The sequence below is a fragment of the Marinospirillum insulare DSM 21763 genome (assembly GCF_000686905.1).
Lineage (GTDB): Bacteria > Pseudomonadota > Gammaproteobacteria > Pseudomonadales > Halomonadaceae > Marinospirillum > Marinospirillum insulare.
In genome coordinates, this window is the sequence record NZ_JMLW01000006.1 from 20998 (window position 1) to 40373 (window position 19376).

Annotated in this window: 19 protein-coding genes; 2 read left to right on the top strand and 17 right to left on the bottom strand. The window is 43.6% G+C overall.

The window, feature by feature from the left end; all coding sequences use genetic code 11:
• Positions 1-55: 55 nt before the first annotated feature.
• Positions 56-1687 (bottom strand): acyl-CoA synthetase, encoded by a 1632-nt coding sequence (locus tag BP27_RS0103245; protein ID WP_027850325.1) that lies wholly within the window; start codon positions 1685-1687, stop codon positions 56-58.
• Between the two features lie 212 nt (positions 1688-1899).
• On the opposite strand from BP27_RS0103245, the gene BP27_RS0103250 reads away from it, so the two are divergent.
• Entirely contained in the window at positions 1900-2370 is a 471-nt protein-coding gene (locus BP27_RS0103250) for a MaoC/PaaZ C-terminal domain-containing protein (protein ID WP_027850326.1), read from the top strand.
• A 72-nt stretch (positions 2371-2442) separates the two neighbouring features.
• Here the strand turns inward: BP27_RS0103250 and BP27_RS0103255 are convergent, their stop codons facing one another.
• From BP27_RS0103255 to BP27_RS0103330, 16 genes are all read right to left on the bottom strand, one after another.
• The gene (locus tag BP27_RS0103255; RefSeq protein ID WP_027850327.1) at positions 2443-3093 is read right to left on the bottom strand and encodes a peroxiredoxin; all 651 of its coding nucleotides are present in this window, start codon (positions 3091-3093) and stop codon (positions 2443-2445) included.
• A 135-nt stretch (positions 3094-3228) separates the two neighbouring features.
• On the bottom strand, positions 3229-3918 hold the full coding sequence (locus BP27_RS15025) for a metallophosphoesterase (protein WP_051610221.1): 690 nt from the start codon (positions 3916-3918) through the stop codon (positions 3229-3231).
• Positions 3915-5090 carry a vWA domain-containing protein gene (locus tag BP27_RS0103265; protein ID WP_027850328.1) on the bottom strand — a complete coding sequence of 392 codons (1176 nt, stop codon included), beginning with the start codon at positions 5088-5090 and terminating at the stop codon, positions 3915-3917. The genes BP27_RS15025 and BP27_RS0103265 overlap by 4 nt, the downstream gene beginning before the upstream one ends.
• Positions 5091-5093: 3 nt before the next feature.
• A complete protein-coding gene (locus BP27_RS0103270; RefSeq protein ID WP_027850329.1) occupies positions 5094-5939 on the bottom strand; it encodes an AAA family ATPase in 846 nt (281 codons plus the stop codon).
• Between the two features lie 54 nt (positions 5940-5993).
• Positions 5994-6794: a class II glutamine amidotransferase gene (locus tag BP27_RS0103275; RefSeq protein ID WP_027850330.1), complete on the bottom strand. Its 801-nt coding sequence runs from the start codon at positions 6792-6794 to the stop codon at positions 5994-5996.
• 41 nt (positions 6795-6835) lie between these two features.
• The gene (locus tag BP27_RS0103280) at positions 6836-8776 is read right to left on the bottom strand and encodes a VWA domain-containing protein (protein WP_027850331.1); all 1941 of its coding nucleotides are present in this window, start codon (positions 8774-8776) and stop codon (positions 6836-6838) included.
• 56 nt (positions 8777-8832) lie between these two features.
• Complete coding sequence (locus tag BP27_RS0103285; protein WP_027850332.1) at positions 8833-9495, bottom strand: YEATS-associated helix-containing protein; 663 nt, start codon at positions 9493-9495, stop codon at positions 8833-8835.
• Positions 9496-9528: 33 nt separating this feature from the next.
• Positions 9529-9900 carry a hypothetical protein gene (locus BP27_RS0103290; RefSeq protein ID WP_027850333.1) on the bottom strand — a complete coding sequence of 124 codons (372 nt, stop codon included), beginning with the start codon at positions 9898-9900 and terminating at the stop codon, positions 9529-9531.
• 114 nt (positions 9901-10014) lie between these two features.
• Complete coding sequence (locus tag BP27_RS0103295) at positions 10015-10476, bottom strand: YcgN family cysteine cluster protein (RefSeq protein WP_036239272.1); 462 nt, start codon at positions 10474-10476, stop codon at positions 10015-10017.
• Positions 10476-10763 carry a YcgL domain-containing protein gene (locus BP27_RS0103300; RefSeq protein WP_027850335.1) on the bottom strand — a complete coding sequence of 96 codons (288 nt, stop codon included), beginning with the start codon at positions 10761-10763 and terminating at the stop codon, positions 10476-10478. The genes BP27_RS0103295 and BP27_RS0103300 overlap by 1 nt, the downstream gene beginning before the upstream one ends.
• The gene (gene rnd / locus BP27_RS15030) at positions 10763-11887 is read right to left on the bottom strand and encodes a ribonuclease D (RefSeq protein WP_051610223.1); all 1125 of its coding nucleotides are present in this window, start codon (positions 11885-11887) and stop codon (positions 10763-10765) included. The genes BP27_RS0103300 and rnd overlap by 1 nt, the downstream gene beginning before the upstream one ends.
• Positions 11884-12504 carry a recombination mediator RecR gene (gene recR / locus BP27_RS0103310; RefSeq protein ID WP_027850336.1) on the bottom strand — a complete coding sequence of 207 codons (621 nt, stop codon included), beginning with the start codon at positions 12502-12504 and terminating at the stop codon, positions 11884-11886. The genes rnd and recR overlap by 4 nt, the downstream gene beginning before the upstream one ends.
• Positions 12505-12509: 5 nt before the next feature.
• Positions 12510-12842 (bottom strand): YbaB/EbfC family nucleoid-associated protein, encoded by a 333-nt coding sequence (locus tag BP27_RS0103315; protein ID WP_027850337.1) that lies wholly within the window; start codon positions 12840-12842, stop codon positions 12510-12512.
• A gap of 20 nt (positions 12843-12862) precedes the next feature.
• Positions 12863-14638, bottom strand: coding sequence for a DNA polymerase III subunit gamma/tau (gene dnaX / locus BP27_RS0103320; protein WP_027850338.1), 1776 nt, complete (start codon positions 14636-14638; stop codon positions 12863-12865).
• A gap of 75 nt (positions 14639-14713) precedes the next feature.
• Positions 14714-16279: a phospholipase D family protein gene (locus BP27_RS0103325; RefSeq protein WP_051610226.1), complete on the bottom strand. Its 1566-nt coding sequence runs from the start codon at positions 16277-16279 to the stop codon at positions 14714-14716.
• 43 nt (positions 16280-16322) lie between these two features.
• Positions 16323-17840 carry a fumarate hydratase gene (locus tag BP27_RS0103330; protein ID WP_027850340.1) on the bottom strand — a complete coding sequence of 506 codons (1518 nt, stop codon included), beginning with the start codon at positions 17838-17840 and terminating at the stop codon, positions 16323-16325.
• Positions 17841-18033: 193 nt separating this feature from the next.
• Here BP27_RS0103330 and BP27_RS15035 point away from each other — a divergent pair, with 193 nt between their 5' ends.
• On the top strand, positions 18034-19323 hold the full coding sequence (locus tag BP27_RS15035) for a DEAD/DEAH box helicase (RefSeq protein ID WP_084324493.1): 1290 nt from the start codon (positions 18034-18036) through the stop codon (positions 19321-19323).
• The last annotated feature ends 53 nt before the right edge of the window (positions 19324-19376 follow it).

The following is a 19376-nucleotide window of genomic DNA, read 5'->3' on the forward strand; positions in this document are numbered from 1 at the left end:
AAAAAGCCAGCCCTAAGGCTGGCTTCTACTACTTAAGAATCAAAATATCCTTAAATTACAACTCTTTAACCTGATCTCTCAGTACAAACTTTTGAATTTTACCCGTTGAAGTTTTAGGTAGCTCACGGAAAACAACCGTTTTAGGTGTTTTAAACCCAGCCATATTCTCACGGCAAAAATCCATAATTTCTTGTTCTGTTACTTTAGAACCAGCTTTTAGAGTAATGAAGGCACAGGGAGTTTCACCCCACTTTTCATCAGGACGTGCTACCACTGCCGCTTCAGAAACATCGGGGTGACGATACAAGACATCTTCAACTTCTACCGAAGAAATATTTTCACCACCCGAAATAATAATGTCTTTAGAACGGTCTTTAATTTCTACATAAGTATCAGCATGCCAAACAGCCAAGTCACCTGAGCGGAACCAACCCCCTTGGAAAGCTTCTTCAGTAGCACGTGGGTTTTTCAAATAACCTTTCATCACTAGATTACCGCGCATAAAGATTTCACCAATGGTTTTACCGTCTTTAGGTACAGGAACCATGGTCTCAGGGTCGGCAACCATTAAATCTTCTTGCATGGGTGATTTAACGCCTTGGCGTGATTTTAAACGGGCTTTTTCAGTAGGTGTTTTGCTATCCCATTCGCTATGCCAAGCACAAACCACACAAGGGCCGTAAGTTTCGGTTAATCCATAAACGTGAGTTACTACAAAGCCCATAGACTCCATGCCTTCAATCACTGAAGCTGGTGGTGGTGCGCCTGCTGTCATTACTTTAACTTGATGATCTATACCTGCTTTAAGTTCTTCATCGGCATTGTTTAGCATATTCAAAACAATGGGTGCGCCACAGAAGTAGCCCACTTTATTATCACGAATCGAGTTATAAATATCGTCTGCACGCACATGACGCAAACTCACACTTGTTCCGGCTGTAGCAGCAATTGTCCAAGGGAAACACCAGCCATTACAGTGGAACATGGGTAGCGTCCATAAATACACAGGGTGATCGCCCATATCCCAAGAAACAGCATTAGACACAGCGTTTAAATAAGCACCACGGTGGTGATAAACCACACCTTTAGGGTTACCTGTTGTACCCGAAGTGTAGTTAAGCGTTATAGCATCCCACTCATCTTTAGGTGTTTTATAAGCATAGTCCTCATCACCTGTGGCTATAAATGCTTCATAATCCATTTCACCAATTAATTGGCCACCTTCATAGTAGGGGTCATCAATATGAATAATACGTGGACGATTAGCACCTAGCATTTTAATCGCACGCGAAGCAGTTTCAGAAAACTCACGGTCTACAAAAATAATTTTGGCTTCAGCGTGTTGCAGAATAAAAGAAATAGCTTCAGCATCTAAGCGTGTATTAATAGCATTAAGCACTGCACCACACATAGGTACACCAAAGTGGGCTTCAAATACAGGCACTATGTTCGGGGCTATAAAGGCAACAGTATCACCTTCGGTAATGCCCGCTTTGTTTAAGGCTGATGCTAACTGAACGCAACGCTTATAAGTTTGCGCCCAAGTAATTTTCACATCATGGTGAATTTGCGCAACATGATTAGGAAAAACACTGGCTGAACGCTGTAAAAATGAAATTGGCGTTAAGGCAGCAAAGTTTGCTGCATTTTGATTTAGCCCCATATTATAAATATTGGTGTGCTGCATGCGGTGGCCTCTATTTGTTAATTAACCGGGTGTAATATTACGCTTTAGTAAAAAAACTACATTATGCTATTTAGCCTTAATTTGCAGTGCAAAAGTATAAGACTCTTGTAGAATTGCAACAAACCTAGCAAACGCTCGACTAGTTTTCAATAATGCCAAGAGTTACTGTATTATGCCAACAACTTTAGCTTATCAACCACAAGGAATAACCCATGACCACTTTAGAAAATCGCCCCTACGACACATTAAACATTGGTGATGATGCAGTCTTTGAAAAAACCTTAACTGAAAAAGAGCTAGTGCTTTTTGCTGCCGTTTCAGGTGATGTTAACCCCCTTCACCTAGATGCAGAATTTGCTAAAACTACCATGTTTGGTGAACAAATTGCGCATGGAATGTGGTCTGGCTCCCTTATTTCAGCGGCTTTAGCAACCACCCTACCTGGGCCAGGTACAATTTATATGGGCCAAGATTTAAGCTTTCGTCGCCCAGTAAAACTAGGTGATACACTCACCGTAAAACTCACCGTAAAAGAGAAAAAAGAAAAAAATGTTGTGATTCTTGACTGCCTAGTAACCAACCAAAAAGGTGAAAAAGTAGTTTTAGGTACAGCTACGGTTATTGCTCCAACTGAAAAATCAGTATTAGAAGCACCAGAGCTTCCCAAAATCACCCTTGGTTAATTAAAGCCATAGAAATGAAAAACCCCAGTAGAAGCTAGCCTCTACTGGGGTTAAGTTAAAAGACGTTAAAAGTTATACGTCTAATTCTTTCTTACAGAAGTACCAGTCCACACATTCATAACCTTCACCTTCACGCGCTTCAGCTGCATCAGCATCGGCTGGTGGTGGTACAATCACTTTATCGCCTGGCTCCCAACCTTCTGGGGTAGCAACACTGTGCTTATCAGAAGTTTGTAGCGCTTTAATTAAGCGTAAAAACTCAGGAATTGAGCGACCATTAGTCATGGGGTAATAAACCATGGCGCGTAAAATGCCTTTATCATCAATGATATAAGTCGAACGTACTGCTGAAGTATCAGATGCGCCAGGCTGAATCATGCCGTAAGCATTGGCTACTTTCATCGACAAGTCTTCAATGATTGGGAAAGGAATTTCTACCCCAAATTTTTCTTTAATGTTACGCACCCATGCAACGTGGGAGTAATAGCTATCTATCGATAAGCCAAGTAGCTCACAGTTTAGTTCTTGAAACTGTGGGTGATACTTAGCAAAAGCCATAAACTCAGTGGTGCAAACAGGTGTAAAGTCAGCCGGGTGAGAAAACAATACCAACCACTTGCCTTTATAGTCAGACAACTTTTTAACACCGTAAGTTGTTTTTGCTTCAAAGTCAGGTGCTGGTTGGTTCAAGCCAGGTAGTACAGGATTCGTTACTTCACTCATGTCATTTCTCCAATTGATTTGAGGTACTGGTAATAATACTAGCACAAGAAAGCATTAATTTAGTGAAACCTTATTCAATAGGCTTAATAGCTTTTACTAATCGATTAAACAAAGGCAATAAAATCAACATAAGAGCTAGTTTTGTAAAAGCTTTGTAGCCTCTACTAGCGTTAAATAACCTTCTATCTGTGGGGCACAGATACCTGTTTCTAAGTAGGTTACATTACCTAAACGGGTAGGTTTTTTTACTAGGGTATGACCGCAGGCTACGGCATCTATATTGGCAACTGGGTGATCTAAGTTTTTATGTAAGCGCTTACGTAGAAGGGCTGTTGAATCTAGTAATTCTCGGGTTGGTTCACCCTGCCATTGCCTTAAAATACTCCAATCATCTTGGGGCACTTCTGCATGAACTATTCCTAAGCACTGCTCTCCTTGACTAACCTCAATAGCTAAAGGCATTTTATTGTGAATCAGCCTTACCATTTCTTGTAGCTCTTCTTCTTTATAAAGTGCTGCCCAACCACCGCCATGCTTTTGCCAAGCTTTATAAGCCGCTAGGCTGCCAGCTAAGCTATGCACCATTAAACGCTCATGGTTGCCCTGCACAGAAAAAAACCAAGGCTCATTGACTAGTTGTAAACATTTATAAGAGTCTGGCCCACGGTTAATTAAATCACCCACGGCTAGCAGGCGGTCTTGGGTAAAATCAAAACTCACCTGCTCTAAAGCCTGCATCAGCTCTGCATAATAACCATGCAGATCTCCCACAACAAAATCTCGCCCTAAAGTATTCTTAGCGAGTGTTTGTAACACTTGGATCACTTAATTAACTCCTTCATTGCAGCATCCAAGCCTTCAATAGTTAAGGGGTACATACGGTTATCCATAAGCTGGTTAATCATAGCTATAGATTGTGTATAGCCCCAATACTTTTCGGGTACAGGGTTTAACCAAACACTTTTATTCCAATTATTTAGCACTCGCTTAAGCCACACCTGCCCAGGCTCTTGGTTGAAGTGTTCAACACTGCCACCAGCTACGGCAATTTCATAAGGCGACATGGAAGCATCGCCAACAAAAATCACCTTATAATCAGGGCCGTATTTATGTAGCAAGTCCATGGTAGGTATACGTTCGTTAAAGCGTCTATCGTTATCCTTCCAAACAGACTCATACAAGCAATTATGAAAGTAGTAGTGTTCTAGGTGTTTAAATTCGGTACGGCAGGCAGTAAACAACTCTTCAAGCATTTCTATGTGATCATCCATAGAACCACCCACATCGAGTAGTAATAGAACTTTTACCGAGTTGTGCTTTTCGCGCACCATTTTTAAATCGAGATAACCGGCATTACTAGCTGTGGCTTTAATGGTGCCATCTAGGTCGAGTTCTTCTGCTGCACCAGTGCGTGCGAACTGGCGTAGTCGCTTAAGCGCAACCTGGATGTTGCGATTACCTAAGCTGAGGGAGTCATCAAAGTTTTTGAATTCTCGCTTTTCCCACACCTTGGCTGCGCTGCGGTTTTTAGATTCTCCGCCTACCCTTATGCCTTCTGGGTGATAGCCACCATGACCAAAGGGTGAGGTTCCGCCTGTGCCTATCCATTTACTACCACCTGCATGGCGTTCTTTTTGCTCTTCTAGGCGCTTTTTAAACTCTTCCATTAGTTTTTCAAGGCTGCCTAAGCTTTTAATTTTTTTACGATCTTTTTCGCTTAAAAACTTTTCAAAGGTTTGCCTTAGCCAATCATCGGGAATCACTTTTTCTAGTAGTTCATCTAGGCTGCCGATGCCTTTAAAATAACTGGAAAAGGCTAGATCGAAACGATCATAGTATTTTTCATCTTTAACTAGGCAGGTACGAGCTAAAAGGTAGAAGTCATCAATTTCAGCAAAGGCTAAATCGGCTTGTAAACCTCGAATTAAGTCTAATAGCTCGCGTGGTGTAGCGGGTACACCAGCGGCTCTCACTTCTTCAAAAAAATCAATTAACATAAGTTATCTATTTTGGCGACGCATCATAAAAGCTAGACGCTCTAATAGTCCTGCATCCTGTTCATTTTTAACCAAAGCCCCACTTAAAGGCGGCACACTCGTGCTTGCATCTTCACTCAGTAGTTCACCTCGAGCCATTTCGTCCGCCATAAGTAGCTTTATCCAATCGACAAGCTCTGAAGTGCTGGGTTTTTTCTTTAAACCGGAGATATCGCGTAGGTCATAAAAAACCTCTAGCGCTTTTTGAACTAAGGCTTGCTGTACACCTGGGAAGTGAACGTCCACTATTTGCTGCATGGTGTCTCGGTCTGGAAAACGAATATAGTGGAAGAAGCAACGACGCAAGAAAGCATCAGGAAGTTCTTTTTCATTATTAGAGGTAATAATGACCAAGGGACGCTGAGTAGCTTTAATGGTTTCTTGAGTTTCATAAACATAAAACTCCATACGGTCTAGCTCTAGCAGCAGGTCGTTAGGAAACTCAATATCTGCTTTGTCTACTTCATCGATTAACAATACAGCTGGTTTTTCGCTAGTAAAGGCTTCCCAAAGTTTGCCTGGCACTATGTAGTTGCTGATATCGTGTACTTTATCGGTACCTAGTTGCGAGTCACGTAAACGAGAAACAGCATCGTATTCATACAAGCCTTGCTGTGCTTTGGTGGTCGATTTAACGTGCCAGGTAATCAGTGGCATATCTAAGGCTTCGGCCACTTCTTCTGCTAACAAAGTTTTACCTGTGCCTGGCTCACCTTTAATAAGTAAAGGGCGCTGCAAAGTGATAGCTGCATTCACCGCCAACTGAAGCTCTTCAGTGGCAACGTAGTTTTTTGTTCCAGTAAATTTCATGTTGCTCTCTTTATCAAACGAGGATGACTTAAATACTTGCTTGGGTTGCTTGTATTAAATTTTAGGTAGGGTATGGCTAGGCCTAACAGTTACTAGCTCACCACTTTCAAATACAACTAGCTCACCTGGTTGCATTATATTCCAGGTTTCATCAAGGGTTAGTGGTTCAGTTGCTATAACGCTGACAACATCTTTAGGCGTAGTGCAGGCAGCAAAATCTATTTTTAGTTCGGTATCTTTTAGCTGTGCAGGCCCAAAGGGTGCTCGACGGGTAATGTGCGCTAGCTTAGTTGAACAGTAGGCGTAAAGGTGTTGGCTATCTGAAATAAGCAGATTAAAAACACCTAACAAACGAAGTTTTTCACAGCAGGAATGAATTAAATGCTCAAGTGCTGCTTGGTCTTCGGGTGGCTGAGGAAAGGCTTCCCGAATTTCACCCATCAGCCAGCAAAAAGCCCACTCACTATCGGTTTGGCCAGTGGGCTTATAGTAGGTTAAGGGTAACTGATCTTTAAAGCCAGCTAGCTGGCCATTGTGTGCATAGCACCAGTGCCGACCCCAAAGCTCTCTTGAAAAGGGGTGAGTGTTACCTAAGCTCACACCACCCACATTAGCTTGACGAATATGGCTAATAACAATACGGCTTTTAATGGGGTAGTTCATCAGCATTTTAGCAACAGGAGAGTCTATCGAAGGAAAGGGGTCTTTAAATTCCCGGTAGCCTTCTTGCTCATAAAAGGCAACACCCCACCCATCACGGTGAGGCCCCGTTGCTCCGCCTCTTTGTAAAAATCCTGCCATGCTGAAAGTGATATCGGTTGGTACATTGGCACTCATGCCTAACAATTCACACATTCAGCCTAGCCCTTCTTAATAAACCGTTTATTAAAATACGCTTAACGCTCGTCATCTTCACCAAACTCATCTAGCGCATCATCTAAAGAATCATCTAGGCTTAATAGAGGTTCTGGCTCGTCTTCTTCAGCTGATTTCTGACGCTTTTTGCGCTTATTAATAAAGCTGCGATACATTAAAAAAGCTACCAAGAACAAAATTATATTAGCGATACCTAGAGAAATATAAATCCAAGGCATACGTGGATCATCCCAGCTTTCGATAGGATCAAAGAGGCTGGTCTCTGTCGACTCTTCAGGTGTTTCTTCCTCGACCTCTTCTAGCGGCTCTTCTACCTCTATTTCCACTTCCCCTTCAGTCACCTCATTAGGGCTGGTGGGTGCTTCAATAGGTATAACAGGGCTAGGTATAACTTGGGGTGCAGGGTTGGGGATCACACTGGGTGTACCAGCCTGCTCTTCTGCACTCAAGATAAGCTCTGGCAGCTCAATGCTAACAGGTGTTTTCTTCTGCTTAGTTTCAACTACTACTTTAATGGTTTGAGTCACACTTCTGTCTAGGCTAGATAGGTCTACTTTCCACTCACCATCACCGCGGTATTCAGCAGCTAACTGCTCAGCATTGGCACGAACATCAAAATTCACATCACCAGGTTTTAAGTCTGGATGTTGGGCGCGTAAAATAACTCTAGGACTACTACCATCATCAGGTAGCTGTAAGCTAGCTGCCACAACATCTTGAACATTAAAACTATGAGTTACTTGACGCAAGAAGGTGCGACCATCAACTTCAATTTTTAGTGTCTGCTCCCCCAGTTTAGGGAAGTCTTTAAAAGTAAATTGGTAGTGAGGCTTGCTTGCCGCCAAGGGCATAGCAAACTTACCTAGCAGCTCGGCACTTTTTTGGTTGGTTGCTTTAACATCGAGAAGCGTTAAAAACTCTCGGCGGTCTATAAGCTTGCCTTCTTCAGTAAACCAAGCTTCTACTTTTTGTGGGTAACCACGATAAATAGTGGGTGGCAAGCTAGTAGAGTGGAAGCGTATATCTGAAATTACGGTTACTCGGTTATCTGGATGCTCAGGCGTCTCTATATACCACTCACCCGCTGCTGGTTTTTTTACCGTAATCATGGTGTAGCGACTATTACCATGCCAGCGCATCGTTGAGTTGGATGAACTAGAATCGAAGGTTTCACCTGCTGGATTATGCAGGCTAACTGAGGCACCCGCGCCATGGAATACCAAGAGGGTAAACTCATCAATGGTGGGGTCAATTAAAAAACGATTATTTTGTAAGGGGACTTCTTCACTAGGCACTAGGCGGTTAATTATTTGCAGCAACAAAGGCATTAAGTCTTTAGCTTCATAGGCTATAGCATGCAAGCCACCTGTACGCTGCGCCATGGTTGCCATTAGGTCGTGATCGGCTTCGTCTGATAAAGCTAGGGTATGAATGGTGTAGCCAGCTTTAGCTAACTTAGGAACAATAACTCTGAGCAGGTGATCGCGAGACTTTTGGTTTTCTGCTTCTCGTTGTTCTGCACTCTTAGCTTCTGAGTTATCAATTAAACCATCAGACAATAAAATGATGTGTTTTTCAGTGTTAGCATCTGGTTTATTTACATCCCAGCTAGAGCGTTCTATAGCATTTTCAATATCAGTAAACAGTGCAACTGAGTTAATTTTTTTTGCCTGATTACGGGCATTATTTCGCCAAGCGTCGTTAGCATCACCATGTGCAACTAGCATGTTAACGTAAGCGCCAAAGGTCCAGATACCCGCTTTACTTTCTGCGGGTAGTAGGTCTATCAATAAATTAGTGGCAGGAATGCGTAGGTTGTTGGGATCAGTTCTTTTCATGCTGCCTGAAATATCAACTACTAGGCGTACATCAGGCTGTGCTGAAAAAGCCTGAGTGGCAGGCAACAAGCCAGCTAATAGCACTAACAATAAGAGTTTTTTTATAGTTTTGCGTCCAAACATGCTTCTCTCCACAACCAATAATTCACCCCTAGCCTAGCGAGTGTATGAAAGCTTAGTTACACACTTAGTTCAGCTAAATGACGACCACGCTCGGTTAAGTGCCAACGCAAGCCCCAGCTAGAGTTAACCTTATTAGTTAATCCTTTGGTTACTAAAACATTGAGTGACTTAATTATATCGCTATCTTCTAAGTCTAGTTCTTTTAACAAGCTATCTTGGGTACGGAAAATGTAGCGGCCAGTACCTAAAGCTTTAAGCACCTGAGTAGAAGCAACATCAAGCGTATCTAACACCTCTTGCTCTTCCTCTCTTGCTAAATCCATTTCAGTTTCTGTTTCAATAAGAGGATAAATGGATTGTTGTAGCTGCTTAACCTGCACACGCAGCTCTTCGACATCAGATTTAGCACTGTCGGCAGCCATAAGCGAACGATCCAGTTTATTGGTTACAACTAAGCGTGAGGCAATTGCTGCTATTAAACATAAGCCGGTATAAATAAGTAACTGTCCAGGATCATTCTGGCTTTGCGTCACTATGCTGCTACCTACTAAGTCTAAAATAACGGGCACTAAAAATGCTGCACCCACGCCCACAACAACGCTGCGCAACATAGCGGTTGTATCACGGTTATTTTGGTTGAGTAAATAAAAGTTTACTAACCCACCAAATACACCTGCAATTAACATAACAAAGGTAAGTACTAAGACGAATCCGACCATAGCGCAATTTTCCTATAAGTAACTTAATAAAATTTAGTTAGTTTCTGTGTCTGAATTTTCAGCTTCTGCTGCTTCTACCCGTGAATTAAGGTAGCGCCCTCTCAACCAGCCCCAAAGTAAAGCTATAGGCCAAACTAAAACTAGCGCAGCGATTAAAGGCGCAGCTTTAGTGAGCGCTTCACTTAATGGTAAGCGTGAAAGCAGATCAATGACTAGCACAATAAATGCGGGTGCTTTGGCTGTTTCATTAATTGCAGTAGGCACCAGCAAAATAGCCAGCTGACTTAAAACCACACCCACTTTAAGAGTGAAGGGCAGCCAAAACATGAGCTTCCAGCTTGCCAGCAATAAAAAAGCACAACTTATAAAATAAGCCAACCAGCTAAGAACAATGAGATTATCCATAGATGACAACTTCTACCCTAGGTGATCCTACTTAGTTTAATTGTAAAAGGTTAATACTAGTGGTCTAGGCAGCAGAAGAAAAGCTACAAGGTGTAACGTTTTTTTATGGCTTTTCTAATCTATCCACTGAATAATACGCTCTTCTATTTCATCCTCTTGAATATCTTCTTCAGAAACAACCTGCCCTCTTATACTAATCCCTAGCGCATGCATGGCTTCTGAGCTGCCAGTGAGTAAAGGGTGCCATAAGGGTAGCGGCTTATTTTCATTGCGTAAGCGATAAGCACAGCTAGAGGGTAAGAGTGCATAAACCGCCTGACCTTCTTCACGAATCGACATACAATCAGGCACGTATTGAATTCTGTCAGCGTAATGCTTGCATCGACAAGTCTCTAAGTCTAATAGCTTACAAGCAACATCCGTATAATAAAGTTGATTATCATCTACATCTTGCAACTTGTGCAAACAGCAACGTCCACAGCCATCACATAAAGCCTCCCACTCTAAATCACTTAGCTCTGTTAGTGGCAGCTGCCAAAACTTAGGGCGAAGTTGTGAGGCAAGCCTGACTGTCATTAATAGCGTGCCTCTGTTGGAGCCTTATAAAGATCTAGCAAGTACTCATCTCTTGGTGGAGGCATTTGCAAGTAGAAACCTTGAACCTTTAATTGATTAAAAACCTTGCTGCCTTCAACGCGGGCTAGCTTTTTATTGGGTGTCATTAAAATAGTAAATACGGGTTTAGGCTTACCAAAAATGGTCATTAGTTCTTCTGGCACTGCTTTTAAGCCGCGTTTTTTATCTATATAAAGGTACATTTCATCTTTAAGACTACTGAGGTAAACCTCAGTGATAATTTTCACTAGACTACACCTTTAACATGCAAGTGTTTCATTAGTTTCTCAAGGGGAACCCGTCGCCACTTAGGCCAATTCTCTGGTACTTCTGGGCGTTGTTTTTGTGTTAAAGCCTGCAGCCACTCATCTGTTTGCTTGCGTTTTGCTAATAGCTCTACTGGCACACCTAGCTGGCTTGCTAAATCAACTAAAGATTTTTTAAGCTCTTTGCGAACTGCCTTGTATTCAGGTGATCTAGGCGAAGATAGCGGGGTAGGCAATAACTCTACAGGTGTTCTTAGCGTTTGTTTAATGGCATGAATAACATCATCACCATGGCGTTTAACCCAACCTAAAGCAATTTCATCAATTTGTGAAAAGTCGCTTTGATTTTGCGGTTGTTTTTCAGCTAACAGCTGTAGCTGGGCATCACTAGCTACCCGATTGCGGGGCTTATCTAGCTGGCGGGCTTTCTCATCACGCCAACTGGCAAGAGCTTGCAACACCGCTAGCTGTCGACCGTTTAATCGCCAAGCTTGCTTACACCTTTGCCAAGCATCTTGGGGGTGGTATTCCATTGCTTCTTCAAGCAGCCAACGGCTTTCTTCAGTTAGTATTTCTAACTTGCCTTCTGCTGCTAGCTTTTCTTTTAGCTGATGCCAAATGGGTAGCAGAAACTCAACATCTTGGGCGGCATAAAGCTGCTGTGATTCAGTTAGAGGTCGCTGCAACCAATTGGAACGAGTCTCACCCTTGTCTAACACAATACCCAAGTATTTTTCTACCATGCGCTGATAGCCTATAGCTGAGTCAGCTTCGACTAGGCTAACGGCTAACTGGGTATCCACTAGTGGGTTAGGTAAAACGCCTAACCAATGCTGCAACATTTCTAAGTCTTCTGAGCAGCTATGAAAAATTTTTAATGGCCCCGTCACTAGTAGGTTGCGCAAACATTCTGGGCGGCCCAAGGTTAGCACATCAAGTAAATAACTCGCCTTGCCATCACCAATTTGAAGCAATGCAGGACGAGGGTAAAAAGTATCGGTGCGTATAAACTCGGTATCCATGGCTAGCTCATCAAGTGTTTGCCAGCCAGTACATAGTGTTTCTAGGTGTTGCAGATCATCAACCCAGATACGGTCAAAACTCATCCGTTGGTTTCCTTAACGGAAGCAAAACCCTGACGACCCGAAAAAGCTCGTGACAGAGTACCGCCATCCAGATATTCAAGCTCACCACCCAAGGGAATACCCTGAGCCAGGTGAGTCACTTTAAGTGGCAAGGAAGATAACAGCTCGAGTAAATACTGAGCAGTAGTCTCCCCTTCTAAGGTTGGGTTAGTTGCTAAAATAACCTCTTCTACTGGTTGGCTGCGTAATTTCTCAACCAACTCGTCAAAACCCAAGTCATCAGGGCCGATACCCTCAAGGGGTGACAAGTGACCTAGGAGTACAAAATAGCGACCATCATAAACACCGCTTTGTTCTAGTGCTAGCATGTCTGCTGGTGTCTCTACAATGCAAAGCACTTGGTCGTTGCGCCGCCCACTGGTACAAACTCGGCAGAGTTTTTCTTCAGTTAGGGTACGACAACTAGCGCAATGACCTACTTCACTCATACTAAGCTGCAAGACTTCGGCTAGGTGCTTACCAGCAGCCCTATCTCTTTCTAAAAGCTGTAAAGCCATGCGCTGAGCACTTTTAGGTCCAACACCAGGCAAGCAGCGCAGTGCTTGTATAAGCTCTTCTATTAAAGGGCTAAATTGCATGGTGATTAAAAGGGCATCTTAAAGCCAGGGGGTAAATCCATACCACCCGTCAGGCCTGCCATTTTCTCTTTAGTCATCTCTTCAACCTTGCGAACGGCATCATTAACTGCCGCAGCTAAAAGGTCTTCTAGTATTTCTTTTTCTTCTTGCAACAGGCTGTCGTCTAACTCAACTTTGCGCACATCATGGCGACCCGTCATGGTTACTTTCACCAAGCCAGCACCCGACTCGCCCACAGCAGTTGCATTTGCTGCCTCTTCTTGCATCTGCTGCATTTTACCTTGCATTTCTTGGGCTTGCTTCATTAGCTTACCCATGTCACCCATACCTTTAAACATTCTTAGCTCCTACCTTAAAATTAATGGAGTTTATTTTCTTCTAGCCAAGCTGCAGGTACAAGACTTGCAGCATCTAATTCAGCATCAAAAACTTCTTCTAGTAGCTGTATATGCGGGTGCTGTTGAAAAGACTCAAGGGTAGCCGTTAATAATTGACCGCGTAACTTTTCTCTACGTACAGACACGTTATCGAAGGGTAAAGGGTCTTGTGCTTCAAAAGCCAGTTGTAAATCTTCTTTTAGTAGGTTTTGCAGTTGGCTTAACAGGCTAGCTTTTAGATCGTCATTTATGAAAGCTAAAGCCTGAGCAGGTGCTGCAAAACGTAGACTATTACCTTGCCGCTCTAACAAGCAGAGGTTACGAACTTGTGTGCCAGCCCAACCTTGTAAATTGAGCTGATCAAACATTTGTAACCAGTCTTCATTGTTTTCAAGAGTAGCGAGCTTCTCTTGGTGAACCCTAGGTGGTAGAGCACTCACATTTTGAACTGCTTGAGGCTCATTCACTTGCATGGCAACGGCCGGGGTTAGTGGACTAACTCTTGGTTCAGCTGCTCTTTGTGGCTCACTGGGCTGCCCCTGAACAACTGGCTGAGTAGCTATTTCTGCTGATGAAATAGACTCATGAGCAAGTGTTTCTGCTGTTTCAGGGGCTTGGAGCTTTGGGTCAGTGGCTTGCGGAGTTAAGGGCTGCTCGGGTAACTCAGGAATCCCCTGTGGCCGAAAAGCCAACATACGCAAGAGCGTCATTTCTAACCCTGTGCGTGGGTCAGGAGCTAAGGGTAAGTCTCGACGACCTTCTATAGCTAGCTGGTAATAAAGCTGCACTTCTTCTGCTGGCAAGCTAGCAGCTAACTGAATTAACTCTTCCCGATTAAGTTGATCTTCTGGTAAAGCATCGGGTACAACCTGCGCTAGAGTTAAGCGGTGCAAAAGACTAGCTAAGTCTTGCAGTACAGAGGCAAAGTCAGGCGCTTGTTCAGCCAGTGTTGCAACCACGGCCATTAGTTCGGCAGGATCATGTTTAACCAAAGCACGCAACAAGCCCTGTAAATGCTGGTGATCTAACACACCTAACATGCTGGCAATTTGTTCTGCCACTAGGTTGCCCTGCCCAAAGGCAATGGCCTGATCAGTCAAACTTAAAGCATCACGCATTGAACCATCTGCAGCACGACCTAATAGCCTTAAAGAGGCTTCATCAAAGCTAACTTTTTCTTCTGTTAATAAAAAACGCAGGTGTTCAACCACCCGCTCTGCAGGCATGTTCTTTAGCTGGAATTGTAAGCAGCGTGATAAAACAGTGGCTGGTAACTTTTGTGGGTCGGTGGTTGCTAATAAAAACTTAACGTGGGGTGGTGGTTCTTCTAAGGTTTTTAATAAAGCATTAAAGCTGTGAGTAGACAGCATGTGGACTTCATCAATGAGATAAACCTTATAGCGCCCTTGAGTTGGCGCATACTGCACGTTATCGAGTAGCTCTCGGGTATCTTCAACCTTAGTTCGGCTGGCAGCATCCACTTCGATTAAATCTACAAAGCGCCCAGTATCTATGGCTTCACAGGTTGAACAAATGCCACAAGGCTCACTGGTAACACCTGTTTCGCAGTTAAGGCATTTAGCAAGAATCCGCGCCAGCGTAGTTTTACCTACCCCGCGTGTACCCGTAAACAAGTAAGCATGGTGCAGACGGTCAGTATCGAGTGCATTCACTAACGCTCGACTAACGTGGTCTTGCCCCACCAGTTGATGGAAATTTTTTGGACGCCATTTTCGCGCTAAAACTTGATAACCCATAAGCTTGCTACCGCAGCCACTGAAAGAAAATTTATCGGGTAAGGATAACATGAAGCAACAAAGGATGGATAATTCCTAAAGCAACCACTCAACTGGCAGCCAGCCGATGACCTTCAAGCTGAGGTTGCTCCAAAAACCACTGCCCGGCTCTTTAGTTAAAGGAGACGCAGCATCATTACTAGGGTTAACCCATACCAGCTTTCCGTCTTCTTTTTTAACTTGCCAGGCTGTACCTGCTAAACCTGTATCAAATGCAGTATGCAGCCCACCTGCCAAGCGCTCACTATCTATTAGCAAACCCATTTCAGTATTTAAGCGTGCTGAACGTGGATCAAAGTTAAACGAACCTACAAAAATACGTTTACCATCGACGGCAAAGGTTTTGGCATGCAGGCTGGCACCTGAAGAACCAAAGGGCCCCAGCTTTTTACTCACCTCATCACCACCGTCTACCTGGCGGCGCAGCTCAAAAAGCTCAACCCCGCCTTCTAACATTTTTTTTCGTCGTTTCGCATAGCCCGCATGCACAGGCAGCACATCAGTTGCTTCCAATGAATTGGTTAACATTCGTACTTCTACGCCTCTTTTTTCAAGCCTAGTAAAGGCTTTCACACCCTCTTTACCCGGCACAAAATAGGCAGAAACCCCGTCAAACTGTTGTTCAATGGTGCCAACCGCTTCAGCAATATGCCCACCCAGCAAATCTTCTTTTGGCAAAGCGCCCTGCCCTTTTGCAGGGCTATCACTGACCAGCTTAACCTTAGTCCATTCCAACTCTAGATCGCCAGCAGTAAGCCTAGTAACCATTTCTGTTTCTTGTAAAATTTTTCTATAGTCCGCCATTTGCTGACTCTGATTGTAGCCAGCAATTTTATCTGTAATGGGGGTGCCTTTAGCTGGCTTGGTCACAATTTGACCGGCTGGATAAGCAGAAGGGCTATTCCAATAACGATCAAAGTCTTGTGAAATTAGTGGTACGACTTCTCCTGCAACCAGCACATCTAAGTCAACAAATAAGGGTGTTATGCCAGTACTAAAATATTCATCACCAATATTACGACCACCCAGCACACTGGCATGACCATCGACGGTAAAACTTTTATTGTGCATGCGGCGATTCAGCCGAAAAAAATCAAAGGTGAAAGAAAGCAGTTTGAATTTTCGTAAATTAAAAGGGTTCCATAAACGTACTTCAACATTCGGGTGTGCCTGTAACGCAGCAATTTCAGGGTCTAAACCAGAAGTTCCATGATCATCTAACAACAACCTTACTTGCACACCTCGGTCTGCAGCTTGTTTCAATCTGTCTAATAATAAATAACCCGTTAGGTCAGCACGCCAAATATAGTATTGAGTATCTATAGAAGAGGTGGCTGCATCCGCTAATAACATGCGCGCTGCAAAAGCTTCAGCTCCTTTAGACAAGGGAATAACACCTGTTAAATCTGGGTGTTCAGATTTCATTTCATTAATGGCTACTGCTAACCTACCTTCTGTAGCTGGTGGTAAAGCTGCTGAATACTCACCCTGATTTTTGGGTAGAGTAAAACCACAGCCAGCAATAAAAATAGACAAGGCAAGCACTAATGAGAAAGTGACGGGCAAAATCAAAACACTGGAGCTTTTATTAAAGCGTTTCATAAACATCCTAAAAACAAACCCCATCCTTGGGGTTTGTTTATCACTAGCCTTGAGTGGCATCTTTAGCAATTATATCCTTCCACTTAGCTGGGCCAAGGGTATGGATAGAATCACCAGCAACGTCCACGGCAACCGTTACGGGCATGTCTTCTACGTCAAACTCGTAGATAGCTTCCATCCCCAAGTCTTCAAAAGCCAGCACTTTGGCATGTTTAATTGCCTGAGCAACCAAATAAGCAGCACCACCGACAGCCATTAGGTAAACGGCTTGGTTATCACGAATGGCATCTATACCCATAGGACCACGCTCAGACTTACCTATCATGCCCAGCAAGCCGGTTTTTTCTAGTACAGTGCGGGTAAACTTGTCCATACGCGTTGCGGTTGTAGGGCCGGCTGGTCCAACCACTTCGTCACGTACTGGGTCTACAGGGCCAACGTAATAGATAAACTTGCCTTTTAAATCTACCGGCAGCTCTTCACCTTTGTTAATCATGTCTACCATGCGCTTATGCGCAGCATCTCGGCCTGTCAACATTTTGCCCGTTAGTAAAACCACATCGCCAGGCTTTAAGTCTTTCACTTCTTCACGCGTTACCGTGTTTAGATTAATGCGCTTAACGTCAGCACCCGCTTCACGGGTCACTTCTGGCCAGTCTTCTAACTTAGGTGCTTCTAAAACTGCAGGACCAGAACCATCTAGAGTGAAATGCGTGTGGCGAGTGGCTGCACAGTTAGGAATAAGTGCTACAGGCTTGTTAGCTGCATGGGTTGGGTAGTCTTTAACTTTTACATCTAAAACGGTGGTTAACCCACCTAAACCTTGTGCGCCTACCCCTAGCTGGTTAATTTTGTCGAAGAGTTCTAAACGCAACTCTTCAGGGCGATTACTTGCACCACGCTTTTGTAAATCTTGAATATCAATGGGTTCAAGCAAGGCTTCTTTAGCTAAAAGCATGGCTTTTTCTGCCGTACCGCCAATACCTATGCCTAGCATACCGGGTGGACACCAGCCCGCACCCATTTTTGGAATTTGCTCTAAAACCCAGTCAACCACGCTGTCGGAAGGGTTTAACATAGCAAAATGTGACTTGGCTTCAGAGCCACCACCTTTGGCAGCTACGTGTACTTCAACCTTGCTACCAGGCACCAGTTTTACATGAATAATAGCTGGTGTGTTGTCTTTGGTGTTAGCTCGCTTACCGTCTGGGTCTGCCAATACAGAAGCACGCAAAACATTATCTGGTAGAAGGTAAGCTTTACGAACACCCTCGTTAACCATGTCTTCAACACCCATGGTTGCGCCGTCCCAGCGTACATCCATACCCACTTCTAAAAAGACAGTGACTATGCCGGTATCTTGACAAATAGGACGATGCCCCATAGCACACATGCGTGAGTTAATTAAAATTTGTGCCATGGCATCTTTTGCCGCTGGCGATTCTTCACGCTCATAAGCAGCATTTAAAGAATCAATAAAATCTTTAGGGTGGTAATAAGAAATAAATTGCAGAGCATCGGCAACACTCTGAATTAAGTCTTCCTGGCGGATGACGGTCATAAACGAGGTCCTCTTCTTCATCTGATTTTGTTGCGTGCAAGTATAACACCGCCTTGAATACAGACCAGCCACCTAAGGTCGATAAGTTAAATAGGTTACCTTTACAGCCTTTATTCCTGTAAGCTAAGTTCTCCCGCCTGCAGAGCTAGGCCTTTTCGTATTTTTTCTGTCAGTTACCGAGATTTATCCCCACATGAGTTTTTCTACTCTGGGCCTAAGCGCCCCGATTCTTGACGCTCTTAAAGAGCAGGGCTATACCCGCCCAACACCTATTCAAGCCCAAGCCATCCCCGCCATTTTAGCAGGCAAAGATGTTATGGCAGCTGCACAAACAGGTACGGGTAAAACAGCTGGTTTTACCCTGCCTATTTTAGAGCGCCTAGCAGCAGGCAAACCTGCCACTGCTAACCAAGCTCGCGCATTAATTTTAACCCCCACGCGTGAACTAGCTGCCCAGGTAGCAGAAAGCGTTGCTACCTATAGCCAAGGTTTAAAACTAACCTCTACGGTAGTTTTTGGTGGCGTTAAAATTAACCCACAAATGATGAAGCTGCGTAAAGGCGTCGATATTCTGGTTGCTACCCCAGGCCGCCTAATGGATTTATACAACCAAAATGCTGTGAAATTTTCTAAACTTGAAGTGTTGGTACTAGATGAAGCCGACCGTATGTTAGATATGGGCTTTATTCACGACATTAAAAAGATTTTAAAAATTCTGCCGCCTAAGCGTCAAAACTTATTATTTTCGGCTACTTTTTCTAACGATATTCGTAAACTTGCTAGGGGCCTAGTCAACAACCCAGTTGAAGTGTCAGTCACACCCCCTAATGCCGCTGCACCTAGCGTTGAGCAAAAAATTTATAAAGTTGAAAAAGCTGAAAAAGCTGCTTTATTAGTACAACTCATTAAAGACCATAACTGGTTTCAGGTATTGGTATTCACTAAAACCAAACACGGTGCCAATAAGCTTACCCAACAGTTAGAAGCTTCAGGCTTTCAAGCTGCTGCTATTCATGGCAATAAAAGTCAAGGCGCAAGAACCAAAGCTTTAACTGGTTTTAAAGATGGCAGTGTGCAAGTTTTAGTGGCAACCGATATTGCCGCACGCGGCTTAGACATAGATCAACTACCACAAGTGGTGAACTACGAGCTGCCCAACGTGGCAGAAGACTATGTACACCGCATTGGCCGTACAGGTAGAGCGGGCTCTACAGGTCAGGCTATTTCGTTAGTGTCTAAAGATGAAGTAAAACTATTGCGTGATATTGAGCGCTTAATTAAAAAGGCTCTAACCGTTGAAAGCCTACCTGAATTTAATAAAACACTAGCCAAGTTACCACCAAGAAATCGGTCTAATAATCAGCCTAGAAAAAACCAACCCTCAGCTCCAGGGCAAAAGCCAGCAGCTAGAAAGCCTAGGTCAAAAAGTTTTGGCTCCAAAAAAAACTATCCCAAAAAACCAGGGACAAAAGCCGACAATTAAGAGCTAAAGCTGACAACTAAGAACTAAAAAGGGATACTTCAATCCTTAAGGAT